Source organism: Pseudomonas alcaligenes (genome assembly GCF_014490745.1).
Classification (GTDB): Bacteria; Pseudomonadota; Gammaproteobacteria; order Pseudomonadales; family Pseudomonadaceae; genus Aquipseudomonas; species Aquipseudomonas alcaligenes_C.
In genome coordinates, this window is the sequence record NZ_LZEU01000001.1 from 119,663 (window position 1) to 142,941 (window position 23,279).

Annotated in this window: 22 protein-coding genes and 1 riboswitch; of the genes, 19 read left to right on the forward strand and 3 right to left on the reverse strand. The window is 66.8% G+C overall.

The features are described 5' to 3' along the window. Nucleotides 1–47: 47 nt before the first annotated feature. Nucleotides 48–1,352, reverse strand: coding sequence for a PQQ-dependent sugar dehydrogenase (locus A9179_RS00560; RefSeq protein WP_187803923.1), 1,305 nt, complete (start codon nucleotides 1,350–1,352; stop codon nucleotides 48–50). A 154-nt stretch (nucleotides 1,353–1,506) separates the two neighbouring features. Here A9179_RS00560 and A9179_RS00565 point away from each other — a divergent pair, with 154 nt between their 5' ends. The 6 genes from A9179_RS00565 (at nucleotide 1,507) to A9179_RS00590 (ending at nucleotide 9,447) form a co-directional block, all read left to right on the forward strand. Further along, a complete protein-coding gene (locus A9179_RS00565) occupies nucleotides 1,507–2,472 on the forward strand; it encodes a PstS family phosphate ABC transporter substrate-binding protein (protein WP_187803924.1) in 966 nt (321 codons plus the stop codon). A gap of 173 nt (nucleotides 2,473–2,645) precedes the next feature. After that, on the forward strand, nucleotides 2,646–4,928 hold the full coding sequence (locus A9179_RS00570) for an ABC transporter permease subunit (protein WP_187803925.1): 2,283 nt from the start codon (nucleotides 2,646–2,648) through the stop codon (nucleotides 4,926–4,928). 81 nt (nucleotides 4,929–5,009) lie between these two features. Next, on the forward strand, nucleotides 5,010–6,626 hold the full coding sequence (gene pstA / locus A9179_RS00575) for a phosphate ABC transporter permease PstA (RefSeq protein WP_223123262.1): 1,617 nt from the start codon (nucleotides 5,010–5,012) through the stop codon (nucleotides 6,624–6,626). Between the two features lie 65 nt (nucleotides 6,627–6,691). Further along, entirely contained in the window at nucleotides 6,692–7,525 is an 834-nt protein-coding gene (gene pstB / locus A9179_RS00580) for a phosphate ABC transporter ATP-binding protein PstB (RefSeq protein ID WP_187803927.1), read from the forward strand. A 145-nt stretch (nucleotides 7,526–7,670) separates the two neighbouring features. Next, a complete protein-coding gene (gene phoU, locus A9179_RS00585) occupies nucleotides 7,671–8,402 on the forward strand; it encodes a phosphate signaling complex protein PhoU (protein WP_187803928.1) in 732 nt (243 codons plus the stop codon). A 121-nt stretch (nucleotides 8,403–8,523) separates the two neighbouring features. Beyond that, a complete protein-coding gene (locus A9179_RS00590) occupies nucleotides 8,524–9,447 on the forward strand; it encodes a response regulator (RefSeq protein ID WP_187803929.1) in 924 nt (307 codons plus the stop codon). A gap of 396 nt (nucleotides 9,448–9,843) precedes the next feature. Here A9179_RS00590 and A9179_RS00595 read toward each other — a convergent pair whose 3' ends face one another. Further along, nucleotides 9,844–11,337, reverse strand: coding sequence for an acetyl-CoA hydrolase/transferase family protein (locus tag A9179_RS00595; protein ID WP_187803930.1), 1,494 nt, complete (start codon nucleotides 11,335–11,337; stop codon nucleotides 9,844–9,846). Between the two features lie 240 nt (nucleotides 11,338–11,577). Between A9179_RS00595 and A9179_RS00600 the strand changes: the two genes are divergently transcribed. The 13 genes from A9179_RS00600 (at nucleotide 11,578) to A9179_RS00660 (ending at nucleotide 22,732) form a co-directional block, all read left to right on the forward strand. Next, on the forward strand, nucleotides 11,578–12,483 hold the full coding sequence (locus A9179_RS00600) for a peptidoglycan DD-metalloendopeptidase family protein (protein ID WP_187803931.1): 906 nt from the start codon (nucleotides 11,578–11,580) through the stop codon (nucleotides 12,481–12,483). 235 nt (nucleotides 12,484–12,718) lie between these two features. Beyond that, nucleotides 12,719–12,821, forward strand: a riboswitch (guanidine-I (ykkC/yxkD leader). A 51-nt stretch (nucleotides 12,822–12,872) separates the two neighbouring features. Then, nucleotides 12,873–13,871 (forward strand): ABC transporter substrate-binding protein, encoded by a 999-nt coding sequence (locus tag A9179_RS00605; RefSeq protein ID WP_187808462.1) that lies wholly within the window; start codon nucleotides 12,873–12,875, stop codon nucleotides 13,869–13,871. A 205-nt stretch (nucleotides 13,872–14,076) separates the two neighbouring features. Beyond that, complete coding sequence (locus tag A9179_RS00610) at nucleotides 14,077–15,102, forward strand: fatty acid desaturase family protein (RefSeq protein ID WP_187803932.1); 1,026 nt, start codon at nucleotides 14,077–14,079, stop codon at nucleotides 15,100–15,102. A 2-nt stretch (nucleotides 15,103–15,104) separates the two neighbouring features. After that, the gene (locus A9179_RS00615) at nucleotides 15,105–15,878 is read left to right on the forward strand and encodes an SDR family NAD(P)-dependent oxidoreductase (protein WP_262410491.1); all 774 of its coding nucleotides are present in this window, start codon (nucleotides 15,105–15,107) and stop codon (nucleotides 15,876–15,878) included. A gap of 23 nt (nucleotides 15,879–15,901) precedes the next feature. Then, on the forward strand, nucleotides 15,902–16,642 hold the full coding sequence (locus A9179_RS00620; RefSeq protein ID WP_187803934.1) for an SDR family NAD(P)-dependent oxidoreductase: 741 nt from the start codon (nucleotides 15,902–15,904) through the stop codon (nucleotides 16,640–16,642). 1 nt (nucleotide 16,643) lies between these two features. Beyond that, nucleotides 16,644–17,531 carry a DMT family transporter gene (locus A9179_RS00625; protein WP_187803935.1) on the forward strand — a complete coding sequence of 296 codons (888 nt, stop codon included), beginning with the start codon at nucleotides 16,644–16,646 and terminating at the stop codon, nucleotides 17,529–17,531. Continuing rightward, nucleotides 17,528–18,292 (forward strand): creatininase, encoded by a 765-nt coding sequence (locus A9179_RS00630; RefSeq protein WP_187803936.1) that lies wholly within the window; start codon nucleotides 17,528–17,530, stop codon nucleotides 18,290–18,292. The genes A9179_RS00625 and A9179_RS00630 overlap by 4 nt, the downstream gene beginning before the upstream one ends. Further along, nucleotides 18,289–18,918, forward strand: coding sequence for a cysteine hydrolase family protein (locus A9179_RS00635; RefSeq protein ID WP_316851804.1), 630 nt, complete (start codon nucleotides 18,289–18,291; stop codon nucleotides 18,916–18,918). Before A9179_RS00630 ends, A9179_RS00635 begins: the two co-directional genes overlap by 4 nt. Further along, nucleotides 18,915–19,691: an N-acyl homoserine lactonase family protein gene (locus A9179_RS00640; protein ID WP_187803937.1), complete on the forward strand. Its 777-nt coding sequence runs from the start codon at nucleotides 18,915–18,917 to the stop codon at nucleotides 19,689–19,691. The genes A9179_RS00635 and A9179_RS00640 overlap by 4 nt, the downstream gene beginning before the upstream one ends. Beyond that, nucleotides 19,688–20,440, forward strand: coding sequence for a hypothetical protein (locus tag A9179_RS00645; protein WP_187803938.1), 753 nt, complete (start codon nucleotides 19,688–19,690; stop codon nucleotides 20,438–20,440). Before A9179_RS00640 ends, A9179_RS00645 begins: the two co-directional genes overlap by 4 nt. Continuing rightward, nucleotides 20,437–21,273 carry an ABC transporter permease gene (locus tag A9179_RS00650; RefSeq protein WP_187803939.1) on the forward strand — a complete coding sequence of 279 codons (837 nt, stop codon included), beginning with the start codon at nucleotides 20,437–20,439 and terminating at the stop codon, nucleotides 21,271–21,273. The genes A9179_RS00645 and A9179_RS00650 overlap by 4 nt, the downstream gene beginning before the upstream one ends. Nucleotides 21,274–21,278: 5 nt before the next feature. Then, nucleotides 21,279–22,121 (forward strand): ABC transporter ATP-binding protein, encoded by an 843-nt coding sequence (locus tag A9179_RS00655; protein ID WP_187803940.1) that lies wholly within the window; start codon nucleotides 21,279–21,281, stop codon nucleotides 22,119–22,121. Between the two features lie 227 nt (nucleotides 22,122–22,348). Continuing rightward, nucleotides 22,349–22,732: a VOC family protein gene (locus A9179_RS00660; RefSeq protein ID WP_187803941.1), complete on the forward strand. Its 384-nt coding sequence runs from the start codon at nucleotides 22,349–22,351 to the stop codon at nucleotides 22,730–22,732. 52 nt (nucleotides 22,733–22,784) lie between these two features. On the opposite strand, the gene A9179_RS00665 is transcribed toward A9179_RS00660, so the two are convergent. Beyond that, complete coding sequence (locus tag A9179_RS00665; protein WP_187803942.1) at nucleotides 22,785–23,033, reverse strand: hypothetical protein; 249 nt, start codon at nucleotides 23,031–23,033, stop codon at nucleotides 22,785–22,787. Between the last annotated feature and the right edge of the window lie 246 nt (nucleotides 23,034–23,279).

A 23,279-nucleotide genomic window follows, 5' to 3' on the forward strand; every position in this document is an offset into this window, starting at 1 on the left:
TGCCACCGCGGGTTTCACCCGCCCTACCTAAAGCGCTGGCGCGCCGGTCAGGGCTTGGGTGTAACCCGCCAGACCTTGTTGCCGACATCGTCGGTTACCAGCAGGGCTCCCTGGCTGTCCTCGATCACGTCCACCGGGCGGCCCAGCGCCTCGCCGTCGGCGCTGAGGAAGCCGCTCAGCACGTCCACCGGCATGCCGTTCGGCTTGCCGTCCTTGAACGGTACGAAGATCACCTTGTAGCCGCTGTGCGGCTTGCGGTTCCACGAGCCGTGCTGGCCGACGAACAGGCCTTCGTCCATGCCCGGCAGGGCGCTGTGGCGAACGAAGGCGATCCCCAGCGAGGCGGTATGCGGGCCGAGGGCGTAGTCGGGCACCAGGGCCTTGGCCACCAGGTCGGGGCGCTGCGGCTGTACCCGCTCATCCACATGCTGGCCGTAGTAGCTGTAGGGCCAGCCGTAGAAGCCGCCGTCCCTGACCGAGGTGATGTAGTCCGGCACCAGGTCGCTGCCAATCTCGTCGCGTTCGTTGACTGCCGTCCACAGCGCGCCGCTGCGTGGCTCCCAGTCCAGGCCATTGGGGTTGCGCAGGCCGCTGGCGAACAGGCGCTTGGCGCCGCTGGCGCGGTCGACCTCCCAGATCGCCGCGCGCCCTTCCTCGATCTCCAGGCCGTTCTCGCCGACATTGCTGTTGGAGCCGACGGTCACGTAGAGCTTGCTGCCGTTGGGGCTGGCGATGACGTTCTTGGTCCAGTGGTGGTTGATCCCCGCGGGCAGTTCGGTGACCAGCGTTGGCGCGCCGCTGATCCGCGTCTGCCCTGCTTGGTAGGGAAAGCGCACCAGGGAGTCGGCGTTGGCCACATAGAAGTCATTGCCGACCAGGGCCATGCCGAAGGGCGAATGCAGGTTCTCCAGGAACGCCGTGCGCAGGTCGACCACGCCATCGTGGTCGCTGTCGCGCAGCAGGGTGATGCGGTCGGCGCTGGCCACCCCGGCACCGGCACGCTGCATGATCTTGCCGGCGATCCAGTCCTTGACGTTGAAGCCTTCGCCGCGCTGCGGCGCATTGCTCTCGGCCACCAGCACGTCGCCGTTGGGCAGCAGGTACAGCCAGCGCGGGTGGTCGAGGCCCTCGGCGAAGGCGTTGACCTGGGTGCCGGCCACCGCCGTGGGCTTGCCGCCGGCCGGCCAGCCCACGGCGGGGGCGATGTTCACCGTTGGCAGCAGGCCCGGGTTCGGCGGCGGCAGCTGCGGGTTGGGGCCGGTGCCGGCCTCCACGCTCAGCGTGGCTTCTTCGGCATGGGCCAGGCAGGCCAGGGCCAGCAGGCAGAACGGCAGCAGGCGAGGGCGTGGCATGGGCATGCTCCTGACGGTATTGGCCTGCAGCATACAAAATTGCACGGACCTGCCGGCCTTCATCCAATTGTCACAATCCAGTCATAGAGTGTTCATGCGGCCTGCGGATACTTGGGCCCGTTCCATCACAACCCCTTCCTGCTAGGAGCAAGGCATGAAACTCAAGCGTTTGATGGCGGCCCTGACTTTCGTCGCCGCTGGCGTAAGCGCCGCATCGGCGGTGGCTGCTATCGACCCGGCTCTGCCGACCTACGAAAAGACTTCCGGTGTATCGGGTAACCTGTCCAGCGTCGGCTCCGACACCCTGGCCAACCTGATGACCCTGTGGGCAGAGGACTACAAGAAGCTCTACCCGAACGTGAACATCCAGATCCAGGCCGCCGGCTCCTCCACCGCGCCGCCCGCCCTGACCGAAGGCACCGCCAACCTCGGCCCGATGTCGCGCACCATGAAAGACAACGAACTGCAGGCCTTCGAAGAGAAGTACGGCTACAAGCCGACCGCCATCCCGGTCGCGATCGACGCCCTGGCCGTGTTCGTGCACAAGGATAACCCGATCAAGCAGCTGACCATGCAGCAGGTCGACGGCATCTTCTCCGCCACCCACCTGTGCGGCGGTAGCGGCATCAAGACCTGGGGCGACGTCGGTCTGACCGGCGAGTGGGCCGACAAGCCGATCCAGCTGTTCGGGCGCAACTCGGTATCCGGCACCTACGGCTACTTCAAGGAAGAAGCCCTGTGCAAAGGCGACTTCAAGCCTAACGTCAACGAGCAGCCGGGTTCGGCTTCCGTGGTGCAGTCGATCAGCTCCTCGCTGAACGGCATCGGCTACTCCGGTATCGGCTACAAGACTGCCAGCGTGCGCGCCGTACCGCTGGTCAACAAGAAGGGCGAGACCGAAGAAGCCAACGAAACCAACGCCCTGTCCGGCAAATACCCGCTGGCGCGTTTCCTCTACGTCTACGTGAACAAGGCACCGAACAAGCCGCTGTCGCCGCTGGAAGCCGAATTCGTCAAGATGGTGCTGTCCAAGCAGGGTCAGGAAGTGGTGGTCAAGGATGGTTACATCCCGCTGCCGTCCAAAGTGGTTGAGAAAGCCTTGAAAGAAGCCGGCCTGTAATCCCCAGGCCCAGTGGCGCCGCGCCCATCCGTCGCGGCTGCCATGCGCTGACGCCCGCCCTCCTCTGGAGCGGCGGGCGTTGTCGCGTCACCACGCTGTAATCTTTCTGTCACACAAGACGGCTAGATTGAAGACCCTGCAAAACAAGCGGCCTTCGCCCGCGAGAATTCCTCATGAACGACCTGGCCAACAACAGCATGAGCGCTTCCTCGAACAGCCACCGGCTGGACTTCAATACCCCGGCCTTGCAACGCAAGCGCCGCATCCGCGCCCTCAAGGATCGCCTGGCGCGCTGGTACGTTTCCGTCGGCGGCCTGGCCGTGCTGGCCTGTATCACCCTGATCTTCTTCTACCTGGCCTACGTGGTCATGCCGATCTTCGCCGGTGCCGAGATCACCGCGCGCCCGGCCCAGCAGCCCAGCTGGCTGGCCGGCAAGGGCGAGGCCCTGCTGCTCGCCGTGGAAGAACAGAACAAGGTGGCCATGCGCCTGGAGCGCAGCGGCCAGGTGCAGTTCTTCGACCTGAAGAGCGGTGACGCCCTCAAGGATTACCAGCTGCCGCTGCCGGCCGGCGTCAGCGTGGTTTCGGTCAGCCAGGATCAGCCGGGCAGCCATCGCGTTGCCCTGGGTTTGTCCAACGGCCAGGTGCTGGTGTTCCAGCACGAGTACAAGGTCAGCTACCCGAACAACGTCAAGACCATCACTCCGGTGTTGCGCTATCCGTTCGGCGAGGCGCCCATCGCCCTCAACGCCGAGGGCCTGCCGCTCGAGCACGTGGCGGTCAGCGACAACGGCGACAGCCTGATGCTGGCCGGCTCCAACGGTGCCCAGCTGCAGCTGCTGGCGATCAGCCGTGAAGAGAACATGATGACCGGCGAAGTCAGCCTGGAGCAGGAGCAGATCGCCCTGCCGCAGATCGCCGACCCGGTCAAAGCGCTGGTCATCGACCCGCGCCAGCAGTGGCTCTACGTGCTCAACGGCAAGGCCACCGCGGATGTCTTCGACCTGCGCAGCAAGAGCCTCAACGGCCGCTACACCCTGCTCCACGGTGATGCCGCGGTGACCAGCGTGAGCCCGCTGCTCGGTGGCATCTCGCTGCTGATCGGCGACAGCCAGGGCGGCATCGGCCAGTGGTTCATGGTGCGTGATGCCGACGGCAAGTCCGCGCTGACGCCGATCCGCAGCTTCCAGCTGGATAACGCGGCGATCACCCAGATCCTCCCCGAGGAGCGCCGCAAGGGCTTTGTCGCCCTGGACGCGCAAGGTCAGGTGGGCATCTTCCACAGTACCGCGCACCGCACCCTGCTGACCGAGAAGGTTGCCGACGGTAGCGTCCTGGGCGCCCTGTCGCCGCGCGCCAACCGCCTGCTGCTGGCCAATGGCGCGCAGCTGCAGCGCTGGGTGATCCACAACCCGCACCCGGAAGTGTCGTGGAGTGCGCTGTGGGGCAAGGTCTGGTACGAGAGCTACGACGAGCCCAAGTACGTCTGGCAGTCGACCTCGGCCAACAGCGACTTCGAACCGAAGATGAGCCTGGCGCCGCTGACCTTCGGCACCTTGAAAGCAGCTTTCTACGCCATGCTGCTGGCCGCCCCGCTGGCCATCTGCGCGGCGATCTACACCGCCTACTTCATGGCCCCGGCGATGCGTCGCAAGGTCAAGCCGGTGATCGAGCTGATGGAAGCGCTGCCGACGGTGATCCTTGGCTTCTTCGCCGGTCTGTTCCTCGCGCCCTATGTTGAAGGTCACCTGCCGGGCATCTTCAGCCTGCTGTTGCTCACTCCGCTCGGTGTGCTGTTCGCCGCCTACGCCTGGAGCCGCCTGCCGGAGCGCATCCGCCTGCTGATTCCGGATGGCTGGGAGTCGGCGCTGCTGATTCCGGTGATCCTGCTGGTCGGTGCCGGTTCGCTGGGCATGAGCGGCCACCTGGAGAACTGGTTCTTTGGCGGCGACATGCGCCTGTGGATCAGCAACGACCTGGGTATCGCCTTCGACCAGCGCAATGCCCTGGTGGTCGGCCTGGCCATGGGCTTTGCGGTGATCCCGAACATCTACTCGATCGCCGAAGACGCCGTGTTCAGTGTGCCCAAGAGCCTGACTCAGGGTTCCCTGGCCCTCGGCGCCACGCCCTGGCAGACCCTCACCCGGGTCGTCATCCTCACCGCCAGCCCGGGCATCTTCTCGGCGCTGATGATCGGCCTCGGCCGCGCGGTCGGCGAAACCATGATCGTGCTGATGGCCACCGGTAACACGCCGATCATGGACATGAACATCTTCGAAGGCCTGCGCACCCTGGCCGCCAACGTGGCGGTGGAGATGCCCGAGTCTGAGGTCAACAGTACCCACTACCGCGTGCTGTTCCTCGCCGCGCTGGTGCTGCTGAGCTTCACCTTCGTGATGAACACCCTGGCGGAAATGATCCGTACCCGCCTGCGCAAGAAATACGCGTCGCTCTGAGAACTGGGAAGGTAGACGTCCGTGAAAAGCAAAGAGCAGAACCTCAAATCCTGGTTCAAGAGCGGTGCCCCCTGGGTCTGGATGACCGCCAGCGGCGTGTCCATCGCCGTGATCATGACCATCGGCCTGCTGTCGGTGATCGCCGTGCGCGGTCTAGGCCACTTCTGGCCGGCCGACGTGATCGAGGCCGACTACCAGGTGCCCGGCGAAGCCGCGCGAGTGATCGCCGGCGAGCTGGTGCAGAAGGAAGAAGTGCCGCGTGCACGCCTGGCCTCGGCCGGCATGCCGGTTGACACCAAGGGCGGCGAGTTCATGACCCGCGAGCTGTTCAAGGTCGGCAACCGCGAAGTGTTTGGCGCCGACTTCAGCTGGGTGGTCGCCGAGTGGCTGAGCAACGTGCGCCAGCCCGAGCAGCTGCTGACCCTGGAACGCCGCGAGTGGGGCAACTTCTATGGCTACCTGGTCAACGTCAAACAGGACGGCAAGGTGGTGGCCGATGGCGATGCTGCCTGGAACGAGCTGCAAGAGCGCCTGAAGCGCAGCGACGAGCTGTTCAAGCAGATCAGTCGCCTGCAGAAGAGCGACATCGGCCACATCAACTACGGCCTCGAACAGCTGCGCCTGCAGAGCCGCAAGCTGGAGTTGGAGAAGCGCCTGGACGCCACCGCCCAGGCTGACCTGGATGCCCGCCGCGCCGAACTGGATGCCCAGTACAAGGTGCTCGAGGCCCAGCTGGTCGAGCTTCACCAGCAGTTCAACCGCGACAGCGTGACGGTGCGTACGGTCGACGGTCGCGAGCAGGAAATCGGCCTGGGCAAGGTGGTGCACGCCTACCAGCCGAACGCCATGGGCGTCGCCACCAAGCTGAGCTTCTACTTCAGCAAGCTGTGGGAATTCCTCAGCGACGACCCGCGCGAGGCCAACACCGAGGGCGGCGTGTTCCCGGCGATCTTCGGCACCGTGATGATGACCCTGATCATGGCCGTGATCGTCACCCCGTTCGGCGTGCTGGCGGCCATCTACCTGCGCGAGTACGCCAAGCAGGGCCCGCTGACCCGCATCATCCGCATCGCGGTGAACAACCTGGCCGGCGTCCCGGCGATCGTCTACGGCGTGTTCGGCCTGGGCTTCTTCGTCTATGTGCTGGGCGGCTCGATCGACCGCCTGTTCTTCCCCGAGTCCGCCCCGGCGCCGACCTTCGGTACCCCGGGCCTGCTGTGGGCCTCGCTGACCCTGGCGCTGCTCGCCGTGCCGGTGGTGATCGTCGCCACCGAGGAAGGCCTGGCGCGCATCCCGCGGGCCCTGCGCGAAGGTTCCCTGGCCCTTGGTGCGACCAAGGCCGAGACCCTGTGGAAGGTGGTACTGCCGATGGCCAGCCCGGCCATGATGACCGGCATGATCCTCGCCGTGGCCCGCGCCGCCGGCGAAGTGGCACCGCTGATGCTGGTCGGCGTGGTCAAGCTGGCGCCGAGCCTGCCGGTGGACGGCAACTACCCGTTCCTGCACCTCGACCAGAAGATCATGCACCTGGGCTTCCACATCTACGACGTCGGCTTCCAGAGCCCCAACGTCGAAGCCGCCCGCCCGCTGGTGTACGCCACCGCGCTGCTGCTGGTGCTGGTGATCGCCCTGCTCAACCTGAGCGCGGTGTTCATCCGCAACCACCTGCGCGAGAAGTACAAGGCGCTGGATCATTGATGACTTGCGTCGCCGCGGCACCGGCCGCGGCGGCTTGAACGAATTGTTAGCGTAGGGAGCCTCCCATGCAGCACGAAGTACACACCCACGGTATCGACCTGGCCGCCCTTGGCCGGCAGAAGCAGGGCCTCAACCTGGCGCAGGAAACTGTCGCCCTGGAAGTGCCCGCCCTCAACCTGTTCTACGGCGACAAGCAGGCGCTGTTCGACGTGTCGATGAACATCCCGAAACAGCGGGTGACCGCCTTCATCGGCCCGTCCGGCTGCGGCAAGTCGACCCTGCTGCGCACCTTCAACCGGATGAACGATCTGGTCGACGGCTGCCGCGTACAGGGCGAGATCCGCCTCGACGGCCACGACATCTACAAGAAGGGCGTGGACGTCGCCGAGCTGCGTCGCCGCGTCGGCATGGTGTTCCAGAAGCCCAACCCGTTCCCCAAGAGCATCTACGAGAACGTGGTCTACGGCCTGCGCATCCAGGGCATCAACCAGAAGCGCGTGCTCGACGAGACCGTCGAATGGGCGCTGAAGAGCGCCGCCCTGTGGGACGAAGTGAAGGATCGCCTGCATGACTCCGCCCTCGGCCTCTCCGGCGGCCAGCAGCAGCGCCTGGTAATCGCCCGTACCGTGGCGGTGCAGCCGGAAGTGCTGCTGCTCGACGAACCCTGCTCGGCCCTCGACCCGATCTCCACCCTCAAGGTCGAAGAGCTGATCTACGAGCTGAAGAGCAAGTACACCATCGTCATCGTCACCCACAACATGCAGCAGGCCGCGCGGGTCTCCGACTACACCGCGTTCATGTACATGGGCAAGCTGATCGAGTTCGGCGACACCGACACCCTGTTCACCAACCCGGCGAAGAAGCAGACCGAGGATTACATCACCGGTCGCTACGGCTAACGCAGGACAGTCCCCTCTCCCTCAGGGAGAGGGTTAGGGTGAGGGAGTTCCAGATGGCTGGGCCTCCCACATCCGAACGCGGCCCGCCCCACCCCCTCTCCCGCGAGTGGGGGAGAAGATGCAAATCCCGGCTCAGGACTCTCACATGATCAACAAAGACAGCCTCACCCATCACATCTCCCAGCAGTTCAACGCCGAGCTGGAGGAGGTGCGCAGCCATCTTCTGGCAATGGGCGGCCTGGTCGAGAAGCAGGTCAACGACGCGGTCACCGCGCTGATCGACGCCGACTCCGGTCTGGCCCAGCAGGTGCGGGAGATCGACGACCAGATCAACCAGATGGAGCGCAACATCGACGAGGAATGCCTGCGCATCCTCGCCCGCCGCCAGCCGGCCGCCTCCGACCTGCGCCTGATCATCAGCATCTCCAAGTCGGTGATCGACCTCGAGCGCATCGGCGACGAGTCGTCGAAGATCGCCAAGCGCGCCATCCTGCTGTGCGAGGAAGGTGAGTCGCCGCGCGGTTACGTCGAGGTGCGCCACATCGGTGACCAGGTACGCAAGATGGTGCAGGAGGCGCTGGACGCTTTCGCCCGTTTCGATGCCGACCTGGCCCTGTCGGTGGCGCAGTACGACAAGACCGTCGACCGCGAGTACAAGACCGCCCTGCGCGAGCTGGTCACCTACATGATGGAAGACCCGCGCTCGATCACCCGCGTGCTGAACATCATCTGGGTGCTGCGCTCGCTGGAACGCATTGGCGATCATGCGCGCAACATCGCCGAACTGGTGATCTACCTGGTGCGCGGCACCGATGTGCGCCACCTCGGTCTGGCGCGCATGCAGGAAGAAGTGCAGGGCACCGCCAAGGGCGAATGAGTCACTGGGCAGACACCGGGCCGCGGCCCGGTCGTCTGCTGGGGAAATCACCGAGGCCTGCCAGTTGGCCTTGGGCCATCATCCGCAGCTATGCTTACCGACATTCTGTCAGGAGTGGTCGATGAGCAAAGTCAGCGTGCTGGTAGTGGACGACGCAACCTTCATTCGTGATCTGGTGAAGAAGGGGCTGCGCGATCATTTTCCCGGTATCCAGATCGAAGAAGCGATCAATGGGCGCAAGGCCCAGCAGATGCTCAGCCGGCAGCCGGTCGACCTGATCCTCTGCGACTGGGAAATGCCCGAGCTGTCGGGCCTCGAACTGCTCACCTGGTGCCGCGAGCAGGACAGCCTGAAAATCGTGCCGTTCATCATGGTGACCAGCCGTGGCGACAAGGAAAACGTCGTTCAGGCGATCCAGGCCGGCGTCTCCGATTTCATCGGCAAGCCCTTCTCCAACGAACAGCTGATCACCAAGGTGAAGAAGGCCCTGCACCGCGCCGGCAAGCTGCAGGCCCTGGCCGCCAGCGCGCCACCGAAGATGCTCAGCAGCGGCGCTTTCGCCAACGACTCGCTGGCTGCCCTCACCGGCGGCAAGAGCGAAGTGGTCAAGCCCGCCGCCAAGCCTGCCGCGCCGGCCGCTGCCGCTGCTTTTGCCAAGCCAGAAGCCGCGGCCAAGCCGGCGCCCAAGGCTGCCAGCGCAGCGCCCAGCGGCCGTGGCCAGGGCCAGCTGCGACTGCCCGGCGGCAGCATGGACTGCGTGATCAAGGCGCTCAGCCTCAAGGAAGCCTTGCTGGTGGTCAGGCGTGGCGAGCTGCTGCCGCAGGTGCTGGAAAGCGCGGTGCTCGATCTGGAGCAGGGCGAGGCCGCCGAGACCGCGCGCCTCAACGGCTACCTGCATGCGGTGGCGGCGCTGGAGCCGAAGCCGGACAGCGAATGGCTGCAGCTGACCTTCAAGTTCGTCGACCGCGACCCGCAGAAGCTCGACTACCTGTCGCGCCTGATTGCCCGCGGTAGCGCGCAGAAGCATTTCACCCCTGGCGCCTGAGCGCCACGCGGCAACGCCAACGGCGCCTCAGGGCGCCGTTGTGCATTCAGGAAAGGCCGTAGTGGATGGGCGAGGCGCGTAGGGCGGGTGAAACCTGCGTGCGACGCGCGGGTTTCACCTGCCCTACATGGCTGCAGCTCCGCGCGCTCTGGATTATCTCCCTTAGGGCCAGCGCAAGTGCTGTTCAGCGATACAGCTGTTCCTGCCTGCGCGGGAATGACGAGGCATGGGGGTACACAAGGGCATCCAACCCACGCCGTCATTCCCGCGCAGGCGGGAATCCAGCAGGAGCAACGGCAACTGCAGGAGCTGCTCTCCGCACTATCCGACAGCCCAAAAGCCACCGGTCGTGCGGAGCCGTGGTGGATGGATGAAGCGCCATCCGCTCTACGTGACTCAGCCCGCGAGCATGCGTCCGCACTCTTCCAGGTTGATATGCCACTGCATGGCTTCGCGCAGGATGTGCGGGGTGTGGCCGCCCTTGGCGCAGGCACGCACGAAGTAGTCGTTCAGCACGCCGCGGAAGTCCGGGTGCACGCAGTTGTCGATGATCGCCCGCGCCCGCTCGCGCGGGGCCAGGCCGCGCAGGTCGGCCAGGCCGATCTCGGTGACCAGGATGTCGACGTCGTGCTCGCTGTGGTCGACGTGGCTGACCATCGGCACCACGCTGGAAATCGCCCCGCCCTTGGCGATCGACTTGGTGACGAAGATCGCCAGGTGCGCGTTGCGGGCGAAATCGCCCGAGCCGCCGATGCCGTTCATCATTTTGCTGCCGCCGACGTGGGTCGAGTTGACGTTGCCATACAGGTCGAACTCCAGCGCCGTGTTGATGCCGATGATGCCCAGGCGGCGAACGATCTCCGGGTGGTTGGAGATTTCCTGCGGGCGCAGCACCAGCTTGTCCTTGTACTGCTCCAGGTTGCCGAACACCCGCGCGTTGCAGCGCTCCGACAGGGTGATCGAGCAGCCCGAGGCGAAGCGCATCTTGCCGGCGTCGATCAGCTCGAAGGTGGAGTCCTGCAGCACCTCGGAGTACATCACCAGGTCTTCGAAGGGCGACTCCAGCAGGCCGCACATCACCGCATTGGCGATGCTGCCGATGCCGGCCTGCAGCGGGCCGAGGTTGGACGGCAGGCGCCCGGCATCGACCTCGCGGCCGAAGAAGGCGATCAGGTGGTCGGCGATGGCCTGGGTGTCGGCGTCCGGCGCGGTGACGGTGGAGTAGGAGTCGGCCTGCTCGGTGATGACGATGGCGGCGATCTTCTCCGGCGGGATCGGGATGGCGCCGCTGCCGATGCGCTGCTCGGCGCTGACCAGCGGGATCGGCGTACGGGTCGGCCGGTAGGTCGGGATGTAGATGTCGTGCAGGCCTTCCAGATTGGGGTTGTGCGCCAGGTTGATCTCGACGATCACCTGCTCGGCGAAGATCGCGAAGCTGGCCGAGTTGCCCACCGAGGTGGTCGGCACTATGTGGCCGTCCTCGGTGATGGCCACCGCCTCGATCACCGCGATGTCCGGTTTCTTCAGTTGCAGGTTGCGGATCTGCTCGACGGTATCGGACAGGTGCTGGTCGATGAACATCACCTCGCCGGCGTTGATCGCCTTGCGCAGGGTGCTGTCGACCTGGAACGGCATGCGCCGCGCCAGCACGCCGGCCTCGGTGAGCTGCTTGTCGAGGTCGTTGCCCAGGCTGGCGCCGGTCATCAGGCTGATCTGCAGAGGCTGGCTCTTGGCTCGCTCGGCCAGGGCACGCGGCACCGCCTTGGCTTCACCGGCGCGGGTGAAGCCGCTCATGCCGACGGTCATGCCGTCTTCGATCAGGGCGGCCGCCTCGGCGGCGCTCATGACCTTGTCCAGCAGGGCAGGCAGACGGATGCGTTCGGCGTACATGGGGCAGTCCTCGGGCAGCGGAAAACAGGCCGGCAGTCTAGGCGCTGGGCCTGCGGGCGCCTGTTCGACCAAGGTCGGATTGAGCGCTCTGCCGCGCGCCTTTCGTCGGATAGCCGGGGAAAACCCCGCTGCGCTCTGCCGATTGCCGCACAGGCCACGGTGGCCGGGCTCGCCGCGCCGCGGGGGCGCTGCTAGTCTTCTCAGCCCCGGATACCAATAACCATTAAATTCCGCGAACTTATGCTAGGGCGTTCATTCATTTTCTTGGCGCTGCTGTTGGCCGCGAGTCAGGCCGGCGCGCTGACCATCTACAAGTATGTCGACCGCAACGGCACGGTGACCTACAGCGACAAGGCCGTGCCCGGCGCCCAGGTGTTCGTGTTCCGCGATCGCATGGTCGAGCGCCTGGACAACCTGGTGAAGCTGGAAACCAAGAAGCACGACGCCGGCGAGACCCTGCTGGTGCGCAACGACCTGTACGCCCCGGTGGAGATCGAGCTGGGCTTCAGCCGCGTGAGCAACGTGGTCGGCGCGCCCGAACAGCCGATTCGCTGGGTGCTGCCGCCGCGCAGCAATATCCGCCTGGCCACCCTGGCGCCGCTCGATCCGGCCCAGCCGATGCACTACAAGCCGCGCCTGCGCTACGCCATGGGCGACCCACGGCTGCAGCCGCTGCTGTTCCGCTACCCGCTGCCGTGGCGCGGCGGGCCGTTCAAGCTGACCCAGGGCGCCAACGGCAAGTACAGCCACTTCACCCCCAAGGGCCGCTATGCCCTGGATATCGCCATGCCGGTGGGCACGCCGATAGTTGCGGCGCGCGCGGGCATGGTGGTCAAGGTGGAGAACCACCAGAGCGGGCGCGGCAACAACCCGTCCGGCAACTATGTGCGCATCCTGCATGACGACGGCACCATGGGCGTGTACCTGCACCTGACCCGCGGTTCGGTGCGCGTGCAGGAAGGCCAGCGGGTGGAGGAGGGCGATTCCCTGGCGCTGTCCGGCAACACCGGCAACAGCACCGGCCCGCACCTGCACTTCGTGGTGCAGCGCAACGTCGGCCTGGCCCTGGAGTCGATCCCCTTCGACTTCGCCCAGCCGGTGGACAGCCTGCCCAACTTCGCCACGGCCACCGCCGCCCGGCACTAAAAACAGGCGGCCTGCCTGGCTCTGGTGCGCGCACCTGGGCCGGAGGCGCCGCCGGCTCCTTGCGACTGATCCTGTCCATTTCGCCAAGTTGCTGAATCGCTGCGGTTTTTTCTGTGCGTTCGGGAATTGGCGCGCGCCTGGCACCGGACTTGCAAAATCCCCCTCGAACGGGATGAGTCACCCGCGCCGGCAGCAGTCGGCTGGCGCTCATGACGCTTGGCACATTGGAGCTGCACCAGAGGCGAACTAGGGTTCCGGTCTACAGGAGTAGACGCTGGTCCGAGAGTTTTCCGGCCCTAAGGATCAGGGCTACACGGCGGGAGAAAAGCCCGGGAGACGTGACGTCATCCCGTGCCCGAATTCCAACGTGTAGGAGCAATGCCATGACCCTGCTGTCCCTGCGTTCGCTGCGCAAGACCCTGCTCTGCGCCAGTCTCGCCACCGTTGCCGGTGTGCTGCCGTTTACCGCCCAGGCCATCGAGAAGATGAAGATCGGCACCGTTGTCTGGGCCGGTTACGCACCCTTCTACGTCGCCGACGAACTCGACCTGTACAAGGCCCACAACCTCAAGGTCGAGCTGCAGTTCTTCAACGATCCGGCGCTGATTCCCTCGGCCATGGTCGGCAGCGCCCTCGACGGCGGCATGCTCACCTACGACCAGGTGGTCGGCGGTGCAGCCAAGGGCCTGAACCACAAGGTGGTGATGCCGATCGACTTCTCCAACGGCGGTGACGCCATTGTTGCCGACAAGTCGATCACCTCGGTGGCCGACTTCAAGGGCAAGAAGGTCGGCTTCAACCCGCTGTCGCCGTCCGACTTCCTGCTCGCCTACGCGCTGAAGAGCCACGGCCTGACGGACAAGGACATCAGCCCGGTGAACATGACTCCCGAGGGCATCCCCGGCGCCATGGCCAGCGGCAGCCTGCCGGTCGGCGTGACCTACGAGCCCAACGTGTCGCAGATCCTCGGCATGCCCGGCGACAAGTTCCACGTGGTGTATTCCTCCAAGGACGCCCCGGGCCTGATCACCGACGTGCTGGTGTTCGACGACAAGGTGATCGCCAAGCGCCCGGCTGCGATCAAGGCGCTGATCCAGGGCTACCTGGATGGCCTGGCCTACATGCAGAGCCACCCGGACGAGGCGGCCAAGATCATCGGCAAGGTGCTTGGCGTCAGCGCCGAGGAAGCCAAGGCGCAGATGAGCGGCGTGTACAACATCCCGCTGGCCGAGATGGGCAAGAACTTCACCCAGTCCGACGCCACCAGCTCGTTCTTCGGCAGCGGCGCGGTGATCGGCCAGCTGCTCAAGGACAACGGCCAGATCCCGGCCATTCCCGACTTCGCCAGCACCTTCGACGCCCAGTTCGTCGAGACCCTGAGCAAGTAAAAGGCGCTACCCCGTAGGCACCCTGACTACCACTGTCATCCCCGCGCAGGCGGGGATCCAGCCAGGCAGCGCAATGGATTCCCGCCTGCGCGGGAGTGACGAGGATTGAGGGCGGGTAGTTATCCACACCGCTCGGCGTTGCTCCAAGCCGACGAAGGTGGTTATCCAGGCCGCCCATGACTCCACCCGTAACCCGGAGGAACCCATGTCCACCCAGCTCTATCGCTACGCCGACGGCAAGCTGGCCAACAGCCTGGCCCTGGCCTACGCCTTCGGTGGCTACGCTGCCGGCTTCGCCCTGCTGTTCGCCGACAGCTGGCTGCTCAACCTGGCCGGCACCCTGCTGCTTGGCCACGCGATGATCATCGCCGCCTACCTGATTCACGAATTCGCCCACGGCACCATCTTCGCCAAGCCGCTGAACAACGAGCGCGCCGGCGAGCTGTGCAGCTGGCTGTGTGGCAGCTGCTACGCCGGCTTCCAGGACTTGCGCAAGAAGCACATGCGCCACCATGTCGACCGCGCCGACGTGATCACCTTCGACACCAAGCGCTTCCTCAACCAGCAGTGCCCCGGCTGGCTGCGCAAGCTGGTGCTGGCCGCCGAGTGGGCCTATGTGCCGGCGGTGGAGCTGATCATGCATTACTACGTGATCGTGCTGCCGTTCATCACCCGCAACGAGAAGCACCGTGCCAACCGGCGCAAGGTGGTGCTGACCCTGCTGCTGCGCACGGCGTTGTTCGCCCTGGTCGCGGCCGTGTCGCTGAAGGCTGTGCTGCTGTACTTCGTGGCCTGGTCGATCATGCTCACCGTGCTGCGCTTCACCGATGCCTACCAGCACACCTACGACGCCTTCGCAGTGCTCGAGGACAGCGGCAAGATCCCCGACGACAAGTTGCGCGACCGCCCCTACGAGCAGATGAACACCTTCAGCAACGTGGTCTCGGTGCGCTGGCCGGTGCTCGACCTGCTGCTGCTCAACTTCGCCTACCACAACGCCCACCACGAGAAACCGGTGGCGCCCTGGTACCGCCTGCCCAAACTGCACGCCGAGCTGTACGGCGACAGTTACGCCCAGGTGCTGCCGATGCACCTGCTGTTCAAGAGCTTCCACCAGCACCGCCTGCGCCGGGTGCTCGACGACGACTACGGGCTGGTCGAGCCGCAGGGCCCGCACCGCGCCGATGGCTTCTACGGCGCGGTTGGCGTGTCCTTTCTGACGGCGGTATGACGATGATCGATTACCGCGGCAAACAGGTAGTGCTCACCGGCGCCGCCAGCGGCATTGGCCGTGGCCTGGCGCGCGCCTTCGCCGAACAGGGCGCGCACCTGGAACTGCTCGATCGCAACGCCGAGGCCCTGGCCGCAGTGGCCGACGAACTGGCGCCGCTGACTGTGGTCAGCGCGGCCGCCGTCGACCTGGCCGACAGTGACTCCATCGCCGCCTATGCCGCCCAGCGCGGCGAGCGGCCGCTGGATGTGCTGATCAACAACGCCGGGGTCGAGTACGCCACCCCGCTGGCCGATCTCGGCGCTGCAGCCGATGCCCACTGGCAGGCGCTACTGGATAACAACGTGGCCTCCATGCTGCGCCTGACCCGCGCCCTGCAGCACCAGCTGCGCGCCGGCAGCAGCGTGATCAACCAGGCCTCGATCTGGGGCCTGAAAGGCGTGCCGGGCTTTTCCGCCTATGTCGCCAGCAAGCACGCGGTGATCGGCCTGACCCGTTCGCTGGCCTGGGAGCTGGGGTCGCGGCGCATCCGGGTCAACGCCGTGTGTCCGGGCTGGATCGGCACCGAGGCGGCGATGCGTTCGCTGCGGGTGATGGCCGCCGCCAGCGGGCGCAGCGAGGGCGAGGAGCTGGCGCTGATCCTCGCCGCCCAGGCGGTACAGGAACTGCTGACCCCGGCCGATCTCGCCGGTACTTTCCTGTTCCTCGGCAGCGCACTGGCTGCGCCGCTGACCGGGCAGGCGCTGTCGGTCAGCCATGGAGAGGTGATGCATTGAGTCGTGCAGGACAAGAGCGGCCATTGGCCGGACAGACCGCGCTGGTTACCGGCGCCACCCAGGGCATCGGCCGGGCCATCGCCCTGGCGCTGGCCGAGGCGGGCGCCGCGGTGTGGATCAACCATCTTGACCAGCCGCAGGCGGCCGCCGCGCTGGTGGCACGCATCGCCGCTGCTGGCGGGCAGGCGCGCGCGGTGCAGGCCGATGTCGGCTCGCGTGGGCAGGTCGCCGACATGTTCGGCTGGGTGCTCGCCGAGGGCGACCTCGACATCCTGGTCAACAATGCCGGGATCATTCTGGAGAAGCCCTTCCTCGAGACCAGCGAGGACGACTGGGCCAAGCTGCTCGGCGTCGACCTCACGGCGGTCTACCGCTGCTGCCGGCACGCCCTGGCGCATATGCAGTCGCGCGGCAGCGGCAGCATCGTCAACATCGCCTCGGAGCTGGGCCAGCTCGGCCGCGAACACTACGCCGCTTACTGCACGGCCAAGGCCGGAGTGATCGGCCTGACCAGGGCGCTGGCCCGCGAATTCGCCCCGGCCATCCGCATCAACGGCGTGGCGCCGGGCCCGGTGGATACGCCGATGGTTTCCGCCGACTTCATGAGCGCCGAGATGATCGCCCGCGAAACGGCGATCCCCGCCGGCCGCCTCGGTCGTCCGGAAGAGATCGCCGCCGCCGTGCTGTTCCTCGTCTCGCCCGGCGCCAGCTTCTTCCATGGGCAGATGCTCGGCGCCAATGGCGGCGCCTGGATGGGGGGCTGAGATGCGTACCCTGTTGCGACCTGAGCTGGTTCTGCTGCTCGGCGCCAGCTTCTGGGGCCTCGGCTGGCTGCCGCTGGAATACCTGGCCGGGCGCGGCCTGGCCGGCATGCCGGTGGTGCTCTACACCTACGGCCTGCTCAGCCTGCTGGCCATCCCGCTACTGTGGCGCCAGCGCGCCGCCTGGTGGCCGCAACGCCGCGCCTTGCTGGCGATCTGCGTATGCGGCGGCTGGGCCACGGCCGGGCTGGTCGGCGCGCTGTCGGAAGGCGACGTGGTGCGCGCCATGCTGCTGTTCTACCTGGCGCCGGTGTGGGGCCTGCTCGGTGGCTGGCTGCTGCTTGGCGAGCGGCTCACCGCATTGCGCGTCGGCGCACTGCTGCTGGCCATGCTCGGCATCGGCCTGACCCTGGGCATCAGCCCCGACACTTTCCGCCCGCTGACCCTGACCGACTGGCTGGCGCTGTCCGCCGGCCTGGCGTTCGCCCTCAACAACCTGGCTACCCGCGCCGCCGAGCGAGTGCCGCTGGCCAGCAAGGCGGTGGTGGCCTTTATCGGCAGCGCCGTGCTCGGCGGTCTGTTCTGCCTGCTGCAGGCCACGCCGCTGCCCGCCATCGGCGCGCCGCTGTGGGGGCTGATCGCCCTGTTTGGGGTGTTCTGGCTGGTCGCCATGGGCGCCGCGCAGTACGGCTTCACCCATGTCGAAGCCGGCCGCGCGGCGGTACTGGTGGTGGTCGAACTGCTGGTGGCGGTACTCACTGCCGCTTGGCTCGGCGAGCGCGAACTGGGCCTGCGCGAATGGTGTGGTGGCGCCCTGGTGCTGGCCGCCGCACTGCTGGCGGCGCGGCCGACAACGGAATCTTCTGCAGTGTTATGCGAGGCCAAACCATGAGCGTACGGATGGATCAGATCAGCTGGGTCGAGTACGAGCGCCGCGTGCGCAGCGATTCGCCCGTGGTATTCCTGCCCTGCGGCGCCACCGAGCAGCACGGCCCGCACCTGCCGCTGGGCACCGATGCGCTGCTGGCCAGCGCGCTGTGCGAGGACGTCGCCGCGCGCGTCGGCGGCCTGGTCGCCCCGGCCCTGTCCTACGGCTACAAGTCGCAGCCCAAGTGCGGCGGCGGCAACCATTTCTGCGGCACCACCAGCCTCGACGGGCAGACCCTGATCGCCCTGGTGCGCGACGCCGTGCGCGAGTTCGCCCGCCACGGCGTGACCCGCCTGGTGCTGGTCGACGGCCACTACGAGAACCAGTGGTTCGTCACCGAAGGTATCGAGCTGGCCATGCGCGAGCTGGGTCCGACGGCGAAGCTGCAGGTGATGCGCCTGGAGCACTGGGACTTCTGCAGCGAGCAGACCCTGGCCGACGTGTTCCCCGATGGCTTCCCCGGTTTCGCTCTGGAGCACGCGGCAGTGATCGAGACCTCGCTGATGCTGCACTACCTGCCGCATCTGGTGCGCATCGACCTGATCCCCGACGAACCACCGGCCGACTTTCCGCCCTACGACATGTACCCGAGTCGCACCGAGTGGGTGCCGCCGTCCGGCGTGCTGTCCTCGGCCAAGGGCTCGACGGCGGAGAAGGGCGCGCTGATGGCCGCCGACATCGCCGGCGGCATCGCCAGTGCGGTGCGCAAGGAGTTCGCCCTGTGAGCACGGCACTGATCGTCATCGATATGCAGCGCGACTTCTGCGCGCCGGGCGGTTACGCCGACCAGGCCGGTCTGGATATCGGCCTGCTGCGCGCGCCGATCCCGGCGATCCAGGCCCTGCTTGCTGCCGCCCGCGTGCGTGGCCTGCTGGTGCTGCACACCCGCGAAGGCCATCGCCCTGATCTGTCCGACCTGCCCGAGCCCAAGCGCCTGCGCGCGGCCAATGCCGGTGCGCCCATCGGCAGCCAGGGGCCGCTGGGCAGGCTGCTGGTGCGCGGCGAATACGGCCACGATCTGATCGACGAGCTGCAGCCGTTGCCCGGCGAACCGGTGATCGATAAGCCCGGCTACAGCGCCTTCGCCGCCACCGATCTGGAGCTGCTGCTGCGCAATCGTGGCATCAGCGAGCTGATCATCACCGGCGTCACCACCGAGGTCTGCGTGCACTCGACCCTGCGCAGCGCGGTCGACCGTGGCTACGCCTGCACCCTGGTCAGCGACGCCTGCGCCTCGGCCTACCCCGAGCTGCACGCCGCCGCCCTCGCCATGGTCGATGTGGAAGGTGGCCTGTTCGGCCGGGTGTGCGACAGTCGGCGTCTGCTCGCCGAATGGAAGGACGCCCCATGACCCAAGTGACCAAACTCTGGCCGCTGCTCACCGCCACCCACCGCTACGACAAGTCGATCTCCACCTGGCAGCGCGGCCACGGCCAGATGATCGAGGCGCCGATCCTCGCCTACCTGATCGAGACCAGGCACGGGCGCATCCTCTACGACGTTGGCTGCGACTACCAGAAGATCGCCGACCCGGCCCAGCGCGAACGCTGGTACGGCGGCTTCTCCATGGGCGCGCCGCAGATGAGCGAGGAACAGCGCCTGCCGGCGCACTTCGCCCGCCTCGGCCTGACCCCGGCGGACATCGACCTGGTGTTCCTCGGCCACCTGCACTTCGATCATGCCGGCGGCCTGTGTGAAGTCTGCGGCGCCGAGGTGCATGTGCACGCCGCTGAGTTGGCAGCGGCCAGGGCCCAGGCCGACGACGCCTATTTCGGCGACGATTTCGCCGGCGACTACCAGTGGAAGATCCAGACCGACGAGTACGAGCTGGTGCCCGGCGTGCGCGCGATCAACACCCCCGGCCACACCGCCGGGCACATGTCGCTGCTGATCGAGCTGCCCCAGGGCAAGCCGGTGATCCTCGCCGGCGACGCCGCCGACCTGACGGAAAACCTCGAGCAGGAAATCGCCCCCGGCACCCTCTGGCAGGAACGCGAGGACATGGCCATCGCCAGCATCCGCAAGCTCAAGGTGCTGGCTGCGGAAACCGGCGGCGAGCTGTGGCCCAACCACGACATGGCCTTCTACCGAGGGCTGCGGCAGTTCCCGGAGTTCCATTCATGAAACCCATTCCCGACGCCTACCTCGGCGTGTGGCAGCGCACTTTGCTGACCACCACCAGTGGCGTGCACGACACTGCCACCCAGGTCTATTGGCTGCAGACCGCCAGCCTGTTCGCCGACCTGCGCATTCCCCAACCGGCGCCCGCCAGCGCGGCTGAGCTGGCGACCCAGGCCGGTTTCGCCGGCGTTACCGAGATCAGCGGCGAGCTGTGTCAATGGCACCGCGCCATCGACTTCCAGCCGCCCAGCGGACGCGACGACATCGGCCGCATGCGCTTCGAGCGCCCCGACTACCTGCTTGAAGACGGCCTCGACGGCAGCTATCACGAAGTCTGGGAGCGCCTGCCGGAATCCCTCGGGCGCAACTGGGGCGTGTGGCTGGCGGCGTTCGACGGGCGCCAGGGCTGCCTGCTGCTGGCCGGCGACTACTTCCTGTTCGCCGCCTGCCGGGGCGAACAGCTGCCGCCCGCCGAGTCGCTCGGCGTGCTGCTGGAGCAGGGCCATGACGGCCGCCTGCTGGATTTCGAACTGTCCTTCGGCCGCCACCAGGGCGGCGCGCAACCCTGGCGCATCGAGCTGTCGACCCTGCCCGAGCGCCGCGGCCAGGCGCTGCTGCCGGCCACCATCGATCCCGATCAGCCCGACCAGTTGCTCACCCCGGCCGTGCTCGCCGGCCTCGGCGCCACGCCGCCGCTGGGTGGCTGGCAGGTACGCGAGCGACCGCTGTTTCCCGAGGAGGTAAGCCCATGACCGCCCATCAACCTTTGCCCACCCGTGAGGCCGGCGTGCCGCCGGCGCGCCCGAGCTGGTGGGTGATTCGCGGCGAGCTGCCGCGCGGCGCCGTCTGGTGCCTGGCCGGCGCCGGCCTGCTGTTGCCGCTGTTGCTGTGGTGGCTGGCCAGTTATCTCGGCCTGAGCAACCCGATGTTCATGCCCGGCCCGGATGCGGTGCTGGCGCGGGTCGGTCGCTGGTGGAGCGAGGAGGGCCTGCTCGCCGATATCGGCATCAGCGTGTACCGGGTCATGGCCGGCTTCGCCGCCTCGGCGCTGATCGCCCTGCCGCTGGGCCTGTACATCGGCACCTACCGCCCGGTACAGGCGTTCCTCGAACCACTCACCGACTTCATCCGCTACATGCCGGCGGTGGCCTTCATCCCGCTGATCATGCTGTGGGTCGGCATCGACGAAGGCTCCAAGGTGCTGATCATCTTTATCGGCACCTTCTTCCAGATGGTGCTGATGGTCGCCGAGGACGTGCGCCGCGTGCCCATGGCGCAGATCGAGGCGGCGCAGACCATGGGCGCCTCGCGCAGCGAGATCGTCAAGCTGGTGATCCTGCCGTCGGCGCGCCCGGCACTGCTCGACACCCTGCGCATTACCTGCGGCTGGGCCTGGACCTACCTGGTGGTGGCCGAACTGGTCGCGGCCAACTCCGGCCTTGGCTACGCCATCCTCAAGGCGCAGCGCTACATGCACACCGACAAGATATTCGCCGGGATCATCCTGATCGGCATCATCGGCCTGCTCACCGACCAGGCGTTCCGCTGGCTCGGCCGCGTGGCCTTCCCCTGGATGAAGAGGTAAGCGCCATGACTGACAGCAAGATCCAGATTCGCCACGTCGACAAGCTGTTCAAGAGCAAGGGCCGAGAGGTGCAAGCGCTGCAGGATGTCAGCCTGGATATCCGTGGCAACGAATTCATCACCTTCGTCGGCGCTTCCGGCTGCGGCAAGTCGACCCTGCTGCGTAGCATCGGCGGCCTGGAGCAGCACAGCGCCGGCTCGATCCAGGTCGACGGCGCGCCGATCCACGGCCCCGGCATCGACCGCGCCATGGTGTTCCAGCACTACAGCCTGTACCCCTGGCTGACGGTGATGGAGAACATCAAGTTCTGCCGCCAGCTCAAGGTGGTCAGCGACACCGTGCGCAACGATGCCGATGTGGAAGTCGCCAGCGGCCGCGCCGATGCACTGCTGACCCTGATGGGCCTGTCGGCCTTCGCCAGGGCCTACCCCAACCAGCTCTCCGGCGGCATGCAGCAGCGCGTGGCGATTGCCCGCGCGCTGATGCCCAAGCCGCAGATCCTGCTGATGGACGAGCCCTTCGGCGCCCTGGATGCGCAGACCCGCGAGGTGATGCACGACCTGATCCGCCATGTGCACCGGCTGGAGAAGAGCACCATCCTGTTCGTCACCCACGACGTCGAGGAAGCCATCTACCTCGGCGGCCGCGTGGTGCTGATGGCGCCGCGTCCGGGGCGCATCGACACCATCTACGAGGTGCCGCTGCCGGCCGAGCGCAATCAGGACATGAAGCTGGCGCCGGAGTTTCTCGCCCTGAAGAAGGAGATCCTCGGCCGCATCCGCGAGACCTCGGGGATGAACACCGACCTGGAGCTGCTGGAACAGCTGACCCGCACCGTGCCGGCCTGAGCGGCTGCTCCGGTACTGCTGACTTTCAGGCCCGTCATCCCCGCGCAGGCGGGGATCCAGGGTGCTTGACGGGAATGCGCCGGGTTGCCGGCCACTGGGTTCCCGCCTGCGCGGGAACGACGGTGGTGGAGCGAGTCGCTGCGCTGACACAATCAGCTGCACATGCGCGATGACAAGCCTTGTGCCCTGCGCTAGCGTCTGCGCACCCTCACCAAGGAGCAACAACGATGATTGGTTACGTGATGCTGGGCGTTGACGATCTGAACAAGGCCCGCGAATTCTACGACCCGCTGCTGGCCAAGCTCGGCGCCGTGCCCGGCGACTGGAGCAGCGAGCGCAGCACCTTCTATGTGAGCCAGCCGGGCAAGCCGATGTTCGCCATCACCAAGCCGTACGACGGCCAGCCGGCCAGTGCCGGCAACGGCACCATGGTCGCCCTGCCATGCGCCTCGCCGGCGCTGGTCGATGAAATCTACGCCTGGGTGCTGGCCAACGGCGCCCGCGACGAAGGCGCCCCGGGCGAGCGCGGCGGCGAAGGCAGCGGTTTCTACGGCTGCTACTTCCGCGATGCGCTGGGCAACAAGCTCTGCGTATTCCACTTCGCGCCCTGAGCGGGCGCGGGATCAGGGCGCAAGGCCCTGATCCGCTAGTGGCGGTCGGGCGCTAGTTCAGCGCCCGGCCGTGATCCAGATGCTGATCCACCAGCCATTTGCCGTGGGCCAGTGCCGCGTGCTGGGCGTTGTCCAGCTCGGCGAGAAAGCGCTGCTGCAGCGGCAGCGCCAGGCGCCGGGTAGTGTGCCCGTCGGGTTGGGTGATCTGGCAGCCGGCAGCCCAGGGCGTGGGAATGCCGGGGTGTTCGACAACGTCGGCGCGGATGGCGTGGTTGCGGTGGGTGCAGTGCAGCGTGGTCATGGCCGTACCTCCAGCTGGGCCGCCGGGCGTTGGCGCCCGAGTGCGCGGCGTGGGTGTCAGGCCCACCTTAAGGCACGCAGGCCGCCAGCCTGCTCGTAGCTGACCAAGGGTCGTGTCCGGCCTTAGCCGATTTGTCGTGGTTGACGCTAAAAAGCCTATGGCCCGGGCCTTTCAGCCTGCAGGCCTGATGGGGTGCGGGCGTGCAGCTTTTTCCTAGCCAGCGACTACAAAAAACATAATTTCGCG